This window comes from Streptomyces canarius, from assembly GCF_014650735.1.
Classification (GTDB): domain Bacteria; phylum Actinomycetota; class Actinomycetes; order Streptomycetales; family Streptomycetaceae; genus Streptomyces; species Streptomyces olivaceoviridis.
In genome coordinates, this window is the sequence record NZ_BMVN01000067.1 from 1 (window position 1) to 14558 (window position 14558).

General features: G+C 71.6%; 10 protein-coding genes. 4 read left to right on the top strand and 6 right to left on the bottom strand.

Features of this window, described 5'->3' with window-relative positions:
• Nucleotides 1-170 precede the first annotated feature (170 nt).
• From IE294_RS42000 to IE294_RS49215, 3 genes are all read left to right on the top strand, one after another.
• A complete protein-coding gene (locus IE294_RS42000) occupies nt 171-911 on the top strand; it encodes a class I SAM-dependent methyltransferase (protein ID WP_189894639.1) in 741 nt (246 codons plus the stop codon).
• 1877 nt (nt 912-2788) lie between these two features.
• Nucleotides 2789-3871: a protein kinase family protein gene (locus IE294_RS42005; protein ID WP_189894648.1), complete on the top strand. Its 1083-nt coding sequence runs from the start codon at nt 2789-2791 to the stop codon at nt 3869-3871.
• Between the two features lie 209 nt (nt 3872-4080).
• On the top strand, nt 4081-4212 hold the full coding sequence (locus IE294_RS49215) for a hypothetical protein (protein WP_268252851.1): 132 nt from the start codon (nt 4081-4083) through the stop codon (nt 4210-4212).
• Nucleotides 4213-4430: 218 nt separating this feature from the next.
• Here IE294_RS49215 and IE294_RS42010 read toward each other — a convergent pair whose 3' ends face one another.
• Together IE294_RS42010 and IE294_RS42015 are read right to left on the bottom strand one after the other, a co-directional pair.
• Nucleotides 4431-5129: a response regulator gene (locus IE294_RS42010; protein WP_189894640.1), complete on the bottom strand. Its 699-nt coding sequence runs from the start codon at nt 5127-5129 to the stop codon at nt 4431-4433.
• A gap of 5 nt (nt 5130-5134) precedes the next feature.
• Nucleotides 5135-6397, bottom strand: a complete 1263-nt coding sequence (locus IE294_RS42015; RefSeq protein ID WP_189894641.1) for a sensor histidine kinase — start codon at nt 6395-6397, stop codon at nt 5135-5137.
• 256 nt (nt 6398-6653) lie between these two features.
• Here IE294_RS42015 and IE294_RS42020 point away from each other — a divergent pair, with 256 nt between their 5' ends.
• Nucleotides 6654-8894 carry an MMPL family transporter gene (locus IE294_RS42020; protein ID WP_189894642.1) on the top strand — a complete coding sequence of 747 codons (2241 nt, stop codon included), beginning with the start codon at nt 6654-6656 and terminating at the stop codon, nt 8892-8894.
• Here the strand turns inward: IE294_RS42020 and IE294_RS42025 are convergent.
• The 4 genes from IE294_RS42025 to IE294_RS42040 all read right to left on the bottom strand — a co-directional run bounded on the left by IE294_RS42025 (nt 8836) and on the right by IE294_RS42040 (nt 13588).
• Nucleotides 8836-9525 carry a 4'-phosphopantetheinyl transferase family protein gene (locus IE294_RS42025; RefSeq protein ID WP_189894643.1) on the bottom strand — a complete coding sequence of 230 codons (690 nt, stop codon included), beginning with the start codon at nt 9523-9525 and terminating at the stop codon, nt 8836-8838. The genes IE294_RS42020 and IE294_RS42025 overlap by 59 nt on opposite strands.
• A complete protein-coding gene (locus tag IE294_RS42030; RefSeq protein WP_189894644.1) occupies nt 9522-10394 on the bottom strand; it encodes a metallophosphoesterase family protein in 873 nt (290 codons plus the stop codon). The genes IE294_RS42025 and IE294_RS42030 overlap by 4 nt, the downstream gene beginning before the upstream one ends.
• A gap of 367 nt (nt 10395-10761) precedes the next feature.
• The gene (locus tag IE294_RS42035) at nt 10762-11538 is read right to left on the bottom strand and encodes a thioesterase II family protein (RefSeq protein ID WP_189894645.1); all 777 of its coding nucleotides are present in this window, start codon (nt 11536-11538) and stop codon (nt 10762-10764) included.
• Between the two features lie 208 nt (nt 11539-11746).
• Nucleotides 11747-13588 carry an AfsR/SARP family transcriptional regulator gene (locus IE294_RS42040; RefSeq protein WP_268252852.1) on the bottom strand — a complete coding sequence of 614 codons (1842 nt, stop codon included), beginning with the start codon at nt 13586-13588 and terminating at the stop codon, nt 11747-11749.
• Between the last annotated feature and the right edge of the window lie 970 nt (nt 13589-14558).

Consider the following 14558-nt stretch of genomic DNA (forward strand, 5'->3'; position numbering starts at 1 on the left):
CACCTGCGGCCGACCCCTCACCACCAGCAGAACCAGACCCAGAACCTAACGAAGCACTACTAGGGCTGGTCCGGCGGATCATGGGCCGAGCCAGGGCCGGACCGAGGCGAGGGCCGGCCCGTGCCCTAATCGTGTTGACGGTCCCCGGCAGGCAGTGCTGGAGTCGGCGCGTGGACAGCATCCCCGCCAACCGGCGGTTCTGGAACCAGATCAGCAGCGCCTACCAGCACGAGCACGACCCGCAGATCGGCGCAGCGCCCCGGCTGTGGGGCATGTACTCCATCCCCGACGCGCACCTGCACGCCCTGGGCGACGTCACCGGCAAGCGCGTCCTCGAACTCGGCTGCGGCGCCGGCCAGTGGTCCAGGGCGCTCGCCGCCGAGGGCGCCACCGTGGTCGGGCTCGACTTGTCCGAGGCCCAACTCGCCGCAGCGGCCCGCGAGATGGGAGCGGCCCGCTACCCGCTGGTGCAAGGCGCCGCCGAACAACTCCCCTTCGCCGCCGACAGCTTCGACCTGGTGTTCTGCGACTTCGGTGGGCTCAGCTGGGCGCCGCCGCACCTGGCCGTCCCGCAGGCCGCACGCGTCCTGCGCCGCGGTGGGCGCCTGGTGTTCAACGTCGCCAGCCCATGGTTCGAAGCTTGCTACGACGAAGCCGCCAGCCGCGTGACCAGGACGCTGCAACAGGACTACTTCGGGCTGAACACCATCGCCGAAGACGACGGCGCGACCAGCTATCAGCTCACCTACGGCGGCTGGGTCAAGGTCCTGCGCGGCGCGGGTCTCGTCATCGACGACCTCATCGAGCCGCGGCCCGAACTCGGAACACCCAACGGCTACAACGAAACCGACCCACCCGACTGGGCACACCGCTGGCCGGCGGAACTGCTCTGGGTAACCCACAAGCCGTAAGTTCCGCCGCGCCGAGACGTGAAGGCATCCCCTCGCCGGGCAGGCCTATGTGCGATACCAGTGACTTCGGTGGGTTGTGGTGGTTGGGCGGGGTGTGTCAAGGCCGGGTCAGGTGAAGTCGTCGGGGGTTGATCGGTTCTCGGATCGGAGTCGTCGTTGCCGGTGGTGTGGCCGTCGGAGTAGAAGTCGCAGGTGTGGTTCCACTGGTAGGGGGTGTCCGGTTCGGCATAGCGGCAGAACCGGTGGGCCACGCGAAGCGGCAGGGCCCAGCGTGGGTGGCACAGTCGCTGAAGGAGCTGGTCGTGCCAGCGGGCCCGGGGATGGGCGGTGCGGGCGTCGATCTTCCAGCTGTCGCCGTCGTCCCAGCACTGGACCCGGTAGAAGGCGGTGACGGCGTGGAAGAGCGCGATACGCCGCAGCAGCCCGCCGCCCACCGCGGCCCGCCTGGCCCGTGAGCCTTCGAGACTGGGATAGGCGCGATTCCACGCCGTCGAGCTGCGGGGTCGTCCACAGTGGCCGCAGGCCGTTGTCTTCGCACCAGTGGCGGTGCCGGCGCTCGATGCCCGTCCAGTCCTCCGTCAGCCCCTTGGGCAGGGCGGGTACGAGCGTGGCCGTCTGCCCAGGATCTTTCACCGTGTGCAGGTGCGGGTGCCGACCGTCGGCCTCGACGCCGCTCATCCGAAGGCCGGGGGTCCCGTGCGTGTCGTCACCGCTTCCTGGTGCGGGAGCCGCGGGCAGCAGCCGGCTCAGACAGTGCTCGGGGAACGGACTGGCCACTGCACTCGACCCCGTAGCGGAGTTCGCGGGATTCCCACGAGGACACGGAAGTGCCTTCCTGACTGACGCGCCTCTGCCCGATCCCGGCACGTCAACGAACACTGACGAGCTGCTGTGTGTGATCCCGTGGTGCAGGCCGGTGCCATGCCACGCTCCTTGCGTTCCAGTACTCCGGATCGGGCGGCGGTTGGAACGTGGCCCGCCTCGGGTCACCGGCCCTCATCCAGCCGGTGTCCGGGTCAGGTCGGGTGACACCGTCACGGGTTCACTGGGACGGGCGGGAGCCCGAGGCCCGCAGGGGCAGCTGAGGGGAGGACACGGTCGGTCAGCTGCCCGGTGAGGCGGGTGTCGGTGAGCCGGTCCGCTGCGGTCAACTGGTCGACCATGTGCTCCAGCTCGCCGACATCGACCGGGACCCAGGCGGTGAGGGCGTGCAGGGCGATGCCATGGCCGCCCGGGACCGAGGTGACCGGAAGCGTCGGTCTGGGTGGCCAGCGTCAGGGGGAGCAGCCGGGTGCCGGCGGTGGCCTTGGCCTTGCGGAGCTTCTTGTCCGAGATGACCCTCTGAGCCCATCCGGAGAGTTTGGGCCACGCATCTTCTTGCCGAACGTGAACGGGCCCGTCCTCGCGGGGGACAGAGGGGCCGGGAGGCGAGCAGGTCGCCGGCGGTGCCCGGACAGCACACCTAGCCAGCCGCAGCCAGTCAGCTTCTCGACCAGGTCCTCCCGGGTCGCTCAGGCCCAGCGCGGTGAGGTCCTGGCCGACGAGGTTGCCGGTGCCGGTGCCGGTGCCGGTGTGCGCGGTGCTCAGGGCAGCATCAGCAGCCGGGCCAGGCAGCCGGGCCACGGTCGGTCCGTCGCCGTCGGTGATGCCGCCGGTGCGCCGCTGGTGCTGAAGGCGGGCGGCGGCAGCGGCCTGCTCGGTGCGCCGGACCTCAAGCCGCAGGCTCCCTTTGGTGAATCGGCCGGTGTGGTGGGCGCCTGCGACCGCGCCGCCGCGCGAGCGGCAGGGCGAGCCGGGTGGCTGACCCTTCCCGCGTAAGGTCGGTGTCGTACGTCGAGGATTGCCGAAGCCCTGGCTCGGGCGCCGAGGAGCAGTCGATGCTGGACCAGGATTTGCTGCGGGCCGCGCGCCTGGCGGGCTACGGGACCGTGAGCACTCAGCTCTCCTTACTGAGCGACCACCGGCTCGGGGAGGCCGTGGCAGCCGCTACCCCGCTCGGGTCGGGCATCGGCGGCAGGTCGGCAGAGCTGGACATCAACGGAATACGCGTCTTCGTCAAGCGGATCCCTTTGACGGACACCGAATTGCGCCCGGAGAACGTGCGGTCGACGGCGAACGTCTTCGAACTGCCGATGTTCTACCAGTACGGGGTGGGCTCGGCCGGGTTCGGTGCCTGGCGGGAGCTTGCCGTGCACACCATGACCACGAACTGGGTCCTCGGTGGCGAGTATGCGGGATTCCCCCTGATGTACCACTGGCGGGTGCTGCCTGATTCCCCTCCCGAAGGATTCACCGACGAGTTCGGGGGCCTGGAGGGGGCTGTCGCTCACTGGGAGGGATCACCCGCCGTTCGCGACCGGCTGGAGGCCATCGGCCGGTCCTCGTGCAGCCTGGTGGTCTTCCTGGAGTACTTCCCGCACACACTCGCCGGATGGCTGGCCGACCACCGCAAAAGCGCCGTGCCGGAAGGCGGCGACGGCTCACGCTTCCGCTGGGTGGAGGAAGCTCTGATGAGCGGAACTACCTTCATGAGTTCTCGCGGACTTGTCCACTTCGATGCTCACTTCGCCAATATCCTGACCGACGGCCGTCAGCTCTACTTCGCTGACTTCGGACTTGCCCTGAGCTCCCGCTTCGACCTTTCGGCGGATGAGTCCAACTTCCTCACGGACCACCTCGCGTACGACCGCTGCTACACCGCGAGCCACCTGCTCCAGTACCACTTGCTCGACGGCGTGCGCGGTGACACCGAACGCGACGTCTTCCTGTACGACTGGGTTGCGGGCCGGCGGCCTGGCGACATCCCGCCCGAGATCACGGCCATCATCGACCGGCACGCACGTCCTACCGTCTTCGTGGACTCCTTCTTCCGCCGTCTGCTCACCGAGAGCAAGCAGACGCCCTTCCCTGCGGCGGAGATCGAGCGGCAGTTGGGCGCTGGTGCCACCATCCCGAGCTGATGCACGCCCTCGCCTCGGCTGTCGGGCATCCGCTGCAACGGCCACTGCCTATCGACGGATCCCGGTGTGATCGAGCGCCTCGGGCTGCCGCACACCTGCTTCCCGGGGGCCGGCGACGAGAGCGTCCGGGAGGCCCATCCGCAGGGCCACCACGTCCCGGAGCCTGGCGGGCCGCTGACCGACGTGACCGAGCTCGATCCCTCCTGGGCATGGGCCGCCGGGCAGTCGGTCTCCACACCGGCGACCCGAACCGCTTCTTCTCCGCGCTGATGGGCGGCAAGCTGCCCAAGCCCGCCCAGGCGGCCTCCAGTACGGGCCCGGCATCATCCGTACGCCGCTGAGCCGCGGCGAGGCCGCCTGGGGGCACGGCGGCGCGATACCGGGCTACCACACCTTCCCGGGGGTGACCGGCGACGGCCGCGCCGCCGCCATCGCCATCGCCGTCACCTCGAACATCGCGCCGAGCCCGCGGGGCCACCCGCACACCGAGGCGCTGTTCGACGAGGTGCTCTGCGCCAAGTGAGCCGGGGTGCGCACGCCGAGCCCTGACCCTTCTCGCCTACTGCCTCCGTGCGGCCTGGTCGCCGCCCCCCGAACGGGCGGTGACCAGGCCGGACTCGTACGCCGCGATGACCGCTTGGGCGCGGTCGCGCACGTCGAGCTTGCCGAAGAGGCTGGTGATGTGGTTCTTCACCGTGGAGTGGCTGATGTCCATGGTCCGGGCGATCGCGGCGTTGTCCAGGCCGGTGGCCATCAGCCGCCACACCTCCACCTCGCGGGGCGTGAGCTCCCCCGCCTCGACGTCGGGCGGTGGCGGGGCGCCGAGCGGTGTCCGGACGTAGGCGGAGATCAGCCGGGTCAGCAGGCGCGGGGCGACCACCGCCTCCCCGGCGTGGACGGTGCGGATCGCCGCGGCGAGGTCCTCCGGCGAGACGTCCTTGGGCAGGAACCCGTACGCGCCGGCGCGCAGCGCGGCCACCACGTACTCGTCCATGTCGAAGGTGCTCAGTGCCAGGACCCGGCATCCGGGCAGCGTGCGGGCCAGCTCCTCGGTCGCGCCGACCCCGTCCAGGACGGGCATCCGGATGTCCATCACCACGACGTCGGGGCTCAGCCGCTGGGCGAGCATGACGGCCTGCGCGCCGTCCTCCGCCTCGCCCACCACCTCGAAGGCGGGGTCCGGCGAGAGGATCAGCGACAGGCCGCGCCGGACCAGCGGCTGGTCGTCCGCGATGAGGACCCGGATCCCGGGCGTCACGGCCGTCACCGGTACACCGCCTGCCCGCGCAGCCCGCCGTCGACGCGCTCGGTGGGCTCCCCGCTCTGGACGGCCGCCTCGGCCGTCTCCTCGGCCGCCAGCGGCAGCTCGGCCACCACGGCGAAGCCGCCCTCCGGCCGCGGCCCCGCCTCCAGGGTGCCGCCGTGCAGGGCGACCCGCTCGCGCATGCCGATGAGGCCGTAGCCGCTCCGCACCGGTTCGTGCCTCGCGTCCTGGGACGGCACGCCCCGGCCGTCGTCGCGCACCTCGACGGTGACCCCGTCCGCGCGGTAGGTCAGCACGACGGACGCGCTGGCCGGCCCCGCGTACTTGCGCGCGTTGGTCAGGCCCTCCTGGACGATCCGGAACACCGTCAGGCCGACGGTCGGCGGCAGCGGCCGACGCGGCCCGTGCACGCTGAACGCGGTCGGCAGCCCGGCCCGGCGGGACTCGTCCACCAACCGGCCGAGGTCGTCGGCCCCGGGCTGGGGCGAGGCCGGGGTGGCGTCCGGTTCGTCACCAGCCCGCAGGACGTCCAGCAGCTGGCGCATCTCGCGCAGGGCCAGCCGCCCGGAGGACTCCAGGGTGACCAGGGCCTCTCGCACCACCTCCGGGTCGGCGAGGTTGGCGCGGGCGCCACCGGCCATCAGCTGCATGGTGGTGATGTGGTGGGCCACGATGTCGTGCAACTCCCGGGCGATGCGGCGGCGCTCCTCGGCCACCGCGCGGTCGGCCAGCAGCCGGCGGTTGGCGTCCACCTGGCGCTGCCAGCGGGCGGCCGTGAGGCCGCTGCCGGCCACGAGCGCGGTGGAGGCGACGGCCGCGAAGCCCGCCTCCGCGGAAGGCACCGGGAAGTCGCTCTGGCTCAGCACCGTCACCAGCGCCGTAGCCGCGGCGGCGCCTGCGGTGACCGGCCAGGCGCGGTTCCGGGCGACCGAGTACACCGCCACTGTCAGGACGGCGCCGAAGTGGGTGCCCATCGGGGTCGACAGGTCGATCGCGGACTGGAGCACCAGCACGGCGGCGAGCGCCTGTACCGGGTGGCGGCGCCGGGCGAGCAGCGGCACGCCCGACAGTACGAGCAGGACGAAGCCCGGCACGCCGATGCCGCGGGTGCCCTCCACCTGGCTGACGACCAGGTGGGCGAGCAGGTCCAGCGAGCCGGTTCCGACGGCCATCAGCGCGTCCGCCTGGGTCCACGGCAGGCCGTCCGCGCGGTTCTGCGGCACCTCGTCCACGGCCGCGCCGGGGTGTTGACGCCCGTCCATCCTCGTCCTCCCGGTCGACCAGCGTTGATGCCACATTCTGGCACCGGCCCGCCCGGCCCCGGATGGTCCCTCCGGCCGAGGGCGGGCGGGCGGACCAGGAGCACGGTCCTGGTTCCGGCCCGCCGGGGGACCGGGGGCCCCGGACCGGATCGTCCGCTGTCCGGACGCCCGGCACCCCTTCGCCTGATGGTCTGGAAGCCTGCCGGGAACCCCCGGCGACAAGACCGACGTTCGCGTCCATCAGCCGGAGGGCACCGTGATCCGCGCACTGACCGGATTCTCCACCAGACACGCCTGGAAGGTCATCGCCCTCTGGGCGGTGCTGGGACTGGCGCTGGGCGCGCTGAGCCCGATGCTGCTCGGCCGGGTCACCCAGTCCCAGACCGGTGACTTCCTGCCGAAGAGCTACGACTCGGCCGCCGCCCTGCGGATCGCCGAGGAGGAGTTCGGGGTGAAGCCCGACGCCACCACGGTCACGGTGCTGGTCGCCCGGAGCGACGGCAAGGCGCTCACCGGCGGCGACCAGCGGCGGATCGAGGCCGAGGCGGCGGAGCTCGGCAAGCGCCGGGTCACCATGCCGAGGGAGGAGGACGAGCCGGCGTTCCTCAAGCCCGACCGCTCGCAGACCCCCCGGGTCGCCCCGGCGATGACGGCGCCCGACCGGAGCTTCGAGCTGCTCTCCGTCGAACTGACCGGCAGCGCCGTGGACGAGGGCGTCCAGGAGGTCTACCGGACCTTCCGGGACTCCGCCCGCGCGGAGTTCGCCGCCGCCGGGATGCGCACCGGGTTCACCGGCGGACTGGCCGAGGCCGCCGACAGCGCGGACGACAACCGGGTCGCCGCGCTGATCGGCAGCAGCCTGGTCACCGTGCTGATCGTCCTGCTCAACGTGCTGGTGTTCCGCAGCGTGCTCGCGGCCGTGCTGCCACTGCTCGCCGTCACCATGATCGGCGCCGTGGCCGCCGGAGCCGTGGCCGGCGTCGCGACGCTCACCGGCCTGCGACTGGACGTCTCCACCCCGAGCCTGATCTCCGTGGTGCTGCTCGGCATCGGCGTCGACTACCTGCTGTTCCTGCTCTTCCGGTTCCGCGAGCACCTGCGCGCCCGGCCTGACCAGCCCGCCCGCGAGGCAGCCGCCGAGGTGTCCGGCCGGGTCGGCACCGCGATCACCTCGGCCGCGCTGACCATCGTGGCCGCCTTCGCCACCCTGGGCGTGGCGAGCTTCGGGCAGTTCCGCTCGCTCGGCCCGGCGATCGCCGTCGCCGTCCTGATCATGCTGCTGGGCAGTCTCACCCTGATGCCGGCCCTGCTCGCCGCCTGTGGCCGCAAGATGTTCTGGCCCTCCCGCAGCCTGGACCGGGAGCCGCGGGCGGGCGCGGCTGCCCGCTACGGCGCCTTCGTCGCCCGTCGTCCGATGGTCCTGCTGCTCGGCTCCGTCGCGCTCCTCGGCGCCCTCGCCGCCGGGATGACCGGGATCCGGATGGACTACGGCCAGGGCGGCGACTCCGGGACGGCGGCCGCGGCAACCGCCAAGGAGATCGCACGCGCCCTGCCGGCCGGCGTGTCCGACCCGACCACCGTCTACGTCACCGCCGCGGACGGCGGCACCCTCGATCCCGCCCGGCTCGACGGCCTCTCCCGCGCCCTCGCCGAGACCGAGGGCGTCGGCCAGGTCAGCGGCACCGTCCTGAACAAGGACCACCGCGCCGCCCGGATCGACCTCTTCCTCACCGCCGACCCGCAGAGCGCACGGGCCCGCGACCTGGTCTCCGGCCCGGTCCGCGCCGCCGTCGCCGCCCACACGCCCGCCGGGACGAGCGCCCACGTCGGCGGCACGGCGGCGGTCTTCGCCGACATCTCCGTCGCCGTGGACCACGACCTGGCGGTCGTCTTCCCGGTCGCCGCCGCCCTGATCGCCCTGATCCTGCTGCTGCTCCTGCGCAGCCTGCTCGCCCCGGTGGTCCTGATGCTCTCCGTCGGGCTCGGCTTCGCCGCCACCCTCGGCGCCGCCACCCTGCTGTTCCAGCACGTGCTGGACGAGCCCGGCGTCAGCTTCACCCTCCCGCTGGTGCTGTTCCTGTTCGTCGTCGCGCTGGGCACCGACTACAACATCCTCATCACCGACCGGATCCGCGAGGAGATGCACCACCCCGGTCCGGCCCGCGCCGCCGTTGCCCGCGCCGTCCGCCACACCACGCCCGCCGTCGCCACCGCCGGCCTGGTCCTGGCCGGCTCCTTCGCCACCCTCGCCACCACCCCCGGCAGCGCACAGATCGCCTTCGCGCTGACGCTCGGCATCCTCCTCTCCGCCGTCGTCCTCTCGCTCGCCCTGGTCCCGGCCCTGGCCACCCTCCTGGGCCGCGCCCTCTGGTGGCCCTTCCGCCCCACCGGCCACCACACCCCCACCGCCCCCGACTCGCGTCTTCCCGGCGGAAGGCTCAGCACCGAGCGCCTGGACCGGTGCCCGGCCGGCCGGCCGGTACCGCCAGCGAGGTGACCAGTAGCCCGTCCCGCACCAGCCAGCGTCCCCGTGTGCCGGTGAGCCACGAGGACGGGGGCGCCTGCTCGGGCAGGATCAGGCGGCAGGTGAAGGTGTGCGACTGCGGACAGACCGTGACCTCCGCCTGCTCGAAGCCGAGCTCGTAGCGGGTTCGCGGGTACCACGCCTTGAAGACGCTCTCCTTGATGCTGAAGAGCAGCCGGTCCCAGCTCACCTCGGCCCTGGCCGCCGTCAGGTCGGATATCCACGCCCGCTCCGCCGGCAGGGAGACGGCTTCCAGGACGCCGTCGGGAAGCGGGGCGTCGGGCTCCGCGTCGATGCCGACGGCGATCACGTCGACGGCGCGCGCGAGCGCCACGGCCCGGTACCCGTCGCAGTGCGTCATGCTGCCGACCAGGCCTTCCGGCCAGCCCGGTGCCCCCCGGCGGTTCGGTAGCACGGGAGCGGGGGGACAGCCCAGTGCGTGCATTGCGGTGCGGGCCAGTGCCCGTACGGTGGTGAACTCGCGGCGGCGCTTCTCCACGGCGGCGGCGACCACGGCGTGCTCCTCGGGGAGGAGGGCGTCGTGCGGAGCGTCCGTGAAGGTGTCGTAGGCGACCACGGGCGAGGGGAGCACATCGGCGATCACGATGCCTCCTTCAGGGGGACCCGGCGCAGTCCCGGGGCGCCGGCCGGGCGGCGCCGCCACTCACGGGGGTAGCCCACCGACACTTCCGTGAAGGGCACCCCGTCGTGCCAGGTGGTGCGGGGTATGTGCAGGTGGCCGTAGACCGCTGCGGTGGCCCGGAAGCGGCGGTGCCAGTCGGCTGTCAGGGTCGTCCCGCACCACTGCGCGAACTCCGGGTGGTACAGGACCTCGGTGGGGTGGCGCAGCAGCGGCCAATGGCTGACGAGAATGGTCGGCAGGTCCGGGTCGCAGGCGGCCAGCCGTCGCTCGGTCTCCGCCACCCTGGCCCGGCACCAGGCCTCGCGGGTCGGATACGGGTCGGGGTGCAGCAGGAATTCGTCGGTGCAGACGATGCCGGCCTCATGGGCCTTGCGCAGGGATTCCTCCTTCGTCGACATACCGGGCATGCGGAACGAGTAGTCGTACAGCAGGAACAGTGGGGCGACAGTCGCCGGCCCGCCCTCTCCCTTCCACTGCGGATAGGGGTCCTCCGGAGTCACCACGTCGATGCCGCGGCACAACTCGACCAGGTACCGGTAGCGCTCCTCTCCCCGCAGTTGCACGGGATCGCTCGGGTGAGTCCACAGCTCGTGATTGCCCGGCGTCCATATCACCTTGCTGAAACGCCTCGCCAGTCGGGTGAGCGCCCACTCGATGTCCGTGCTGATCTCGGCGACGTCTCCGGCCACGATGAGCCAGTCGTCCGCGGACTGCGGACGAAGCCCTTCCAGGACTGTCCGGTTGTCGGCATGGGCGGCGTGCAAGTCGCTGATGGCGAGCAGTCGGCCGCCGGACGGGACAGAGGGGGTACCTGAAGGGTGACTGATCATCGGGGCTTCTCTCGTACGGGCTCAGGTCCGGACGCCGGGACGCCGGGACGCCGGGACAACGTGTCCTCGGCGCGCGGGGGCGTCCGGCACTACGCCGGTCCACCGCCGCAGCGCGGCCCCGCGCCCGGTCCGAGGCCGGATGGGGCGACCGCGCCGTCGCGCTGCGGCAGTTGGGCCGGCTGAACTCTCATGGCGGACGGGTTGCGGGAAGGCGGCGCGGTCCGTCCTGACGGCGACCCGGACTCACCTGCACCGTGATGGAAACGGGCGGCTCCTTCCGCGTGTCGCCGCGGACCAACCGCGGCGACACGCCTGAGGATGCGGGGACACGACCGTCATGTGCTCAGGCGCACGGCCGCACGTACGGTCACGACACCGCCCCGAGGAGCCGCTCAGCGAGCAGAGCGTTGATCTCCTCCTGGTGGTCCGTCAGGTAGAAATGGCCTCCGGAGAACTCGCGGTAGTCGAACGGGCCCGTGGTGTGCGAGCTCCAGAGGCGGGCCTCGTCGGACGTCACCTGGGGATCCTCGGTTCCCACGAGAACGGTGAGGGGACAGCCCACGACGTCACTCTCCGAGCCGCGGTAACCCTCGATCGCCCGGTAGTCGGCACGGATGGCGGGCATGATCATCCGCACCAGCTCGTCGTCCTCCAGGAGCTGCTCGTTCGTACCGCTCAGTGTGCGCAGTTCGGCCAGGATCCCTTCGTCGGTGCGCAGGTGCACCGCCTCCTGGCGCCGTGTCCTGGGGGCTCTGCGCCCGGACACGAACAGCTGCACCGGGCCGGTGCCGTGGTTCCGCTCCAGCCGCACGGCCACCTCGAACGCGGTGACCGCCCCCATGCTGTGACCGAAGAACGCCATCGGGCGGTCGGTGCACGTGGCCAGTGCCGCGTGGATGTGGTCAGCCAGTGCGCCGATGTCCTCGACGAACGGTTCGTGACGCCGGTCCTGTCGTCCGGGGTACTGGACCGCGATCACGTCGATCCGCGGTGCCAGGGCCGCGGCGACCGGCATGTAGTAGCTCGCGGCGCCGCCGGCATGGGGGAAGCAGACCAGTTGCACCGCCGCGTCGGGAGCGGGGCGGAACCGGCGCAGCCATGCGCCGGGATCGCTGAGGGGAACGTGAGGGGAGTTGACGGTCACGTCTGTCGGTTCCTTGTTCGGCTGGATGTCGGGTGTGCGGGAACGCGCCACTTCGGGCGAGTGGGAAAGCCGACGTCGTGGCGGGGACAGGACCGGTGAGGCGGAAGGTGTGGGAGCGCCTGCGTCCGCAGGTAGTGGACCATGGAGAGGCCATGTCCCACCGGTACCGGCCACGGCATCAGTTGTCGGAGGGGTGTCGTCACGGGGTTCACGCGACCTGAGGAGCCTTTTCGCACAGGGCGATCGACTGTTCCCTGGCGTACGCCTGGGTCAGGTTCGACAGCAAGTACCGCCCGGAGCTGTCCTGTTGGAGGAGGTTGGCGTCCACCAAGCGGTCCAGGGCGTCCTCAGCCTCGATGGAGGAGCATCCGAGCCGCTCGACCAGCACAGCGGTGCTGAGGATGCCGGTCTCGAGTGTACCCAGGATCCGCAGCGCCGATTTCGCGTGGATGCCATGCCTCGGCGCGGCGCCGAGAGTCTGGTAGCCGGCGTCGAAGCAGCGGCGTACCGACAGGTCGCCGACACTGAGCTCGTCCAGCAGCCGGTCGGCTCTCGCCAACCGGTCGGCCATGCCGGCGAGGGAGCGGTGCGGCCGACCGAGCAGTCTGATGCCGACGATCCGCAGGGCCAGGGGCAGACCATTGCATATTCGGACGATCTGCCGCGCTGCCGCGAGCTCCGCGTCGACACGTGCCCGGCCGATGATGGTGGACAGTAGCCGCAGGGAGCTGTCCTCGGTCATGCACCCGAGAACGACGGTCCGCGCGCCCTCCAGGTCCGCGAGTCGGTTCCGGCTGGTGATGAGCACTCTGCTGTGTATGCCGCCGGGGATGAGCGGGCGCACCTGCGCGGCGCTGTGCGCGTCGTCGAGGACGACGAGCAGCTTGCTGTCAGCCACCACCGAGCGGTAAAGGCCTTCGAGTTCCGCATCGTCCTGGGGGATCCTGGCCTGCGGTACACCGAGATCGCGCAGAAACCGGGTCAGCAGGTCGGACGGCCGGACGGGGCGGTCGCTGCTGCCGCGCAGGGAGGCGTAGAGCTGGCCCCGGGTGTATTCCTTGCGGCAGGCGTGCGCCCAGTGCACCGCCAGGCACGTCTTGCCGACACCGCCGCTGCCGCTGATCACCGTGGTCGTCTCCCGTGGCGGAGCCGTGGAGTCGGAGAGCATGCTCGCGGGACCGTCCACGGGCGACCTCGGCCCGGCGGGCGGCCAGGGGAGGAAGTCGGGGAGCACGGCGGGGAGTTGGGCCGGACGTGGCGGTGACGGGGCGGCGATCCGGGTGACGGGCCGGACGCCCGCCGGTCCTGGCCCGGCGAGCCGTGCGTCCTCCGAGGCCAGGATCTGTTGCTGCACCTGCTGGAGTTCCGTGCCCGGTTCGGTGGCCAGTTTCTCGATCAGCGCGGCCCGGATCTGATGAAACACGTTCAACGCGTCGGACTGGCGTCCGGAGCGGAACAGCGCCAGCATGAGTTTCGCCGCCAGGCCTTCGTGGAGGGGGTTCTCACGGGTCAGCCGCCACAGTTCGGGCACGAGGTCGGCGTGCCGGCCCAGCCGCATGTCCAGGTCCAACCGCCAACTGAGGGCCTGGAAGTACCGCTCTTCGAGGTGCCGCACCTCGATGTCACGCAGGGTGCTGGACTGGACGTCCTGCAACGGACTCTGGTGCCACATCGACAGCGCGGTGCTCAGTTCCGCCGATGCGCCGGCGAGGTCCCCCGCCATGGCCAGTGCGGACGCCCTCTCGCGGTGACTGTCGAACCGGCCGAGGTCGGTCTCCTGACCGTCCACCTCGACCAGGTAACCCGGCGCCCGGGTGACGATCCGTGCGCCGGCCTCCGGCCCGAGTGCCTGTCGCAGCCGCATCACGTACGTACGTATCACCGCCGGGCCGCTGCTCGGTGGTGTGTCGTCCCAGACGAAGTCCTCCAGTCGGTCCACTGACACCACCCGATTGGCGTTCAGTAACAGGGCGGCGAGGACAACCCGTTGCCGCGGCGCAGCCACCGTCACACGGTGTCCGTCGACTTCGACGGTAAGTAACCCTAACATCCTGAAATACAGCAAATGTGTCCCCTCGGGGATTCCAACGTCGTGCCAGCGGGACGACTTCCTCCCGCCCGTCCGGTTGACCTCTGGTAGTGGAACGTGTCGGAGTACAGACAGGTTCATGATGCACGCCGGTTCCCTCGCTGGTCACTCCTGTAGCGAACCGCACTGCGTCAGGGGCCGGATCGCCTCCGTCGGCGAGCGGCGCTCGCCGGTCGCGTCCTCGGGGCCCGCCACCCGTTGTGACAGTCGTGCGGACCCCCGACGCGGACCCTGTCGCATCGCGCGTCATCGAGACGATACGCGGCCCCGGAAGACTGGGCGTTCAGGCCGGGCGCGACACCTGACGCAAGCACCGCGCAGGTCATGACCCGGAGTACCGGGGCGGGGTGTCGAACCAGGGCGGCGGTCGGTGTGGTGAGCGGCAAGGAGTGGCGGGAACACGTGGAGCGGGCGACGGCGTACGTGTGCCGGACCATGCGGCTTGCGCGCCAACCTGGGCCTGAGAGGACCGAGTTGACCACGGCCCTGTGCGTGGGCCGGAGCTGCCCGGGCGGTGTCGGAGCCGCCGGTGCCGCGTCGCGCTCGATCAGCCGCGCCACTGGGGGACGCGCCGGATCACCCGTCCGCCCCGGACCCGGTGCCCCGAGGCCGTCCGCTGCGGCGACGGCCGGGCGGCGCAGTGGCCGGCCGGCACCGCGGCGGTGAGGATCGTGTGTACTGCTCGCCGCCGCGCCACGGAGCTCACGACGGGTCGAGTCGGTGTGCCGCTCGCTGCCGGCCGGTCGGCGGAGCGTGGGCGAACGGCAAGCCACTCACCGATCCTCCCCGCACAGCGCAGGGTGAGCGCCGCCATCACACGTGTCCGCACATGGCCCACGAGACATTCCGCGTGATCCGGAAGCCCATGTTCGAAGCCCGGTTGCAGTACGTTGAGGAGCAAGCGTTGACCAGGACGGACCCGTCGCAGGCT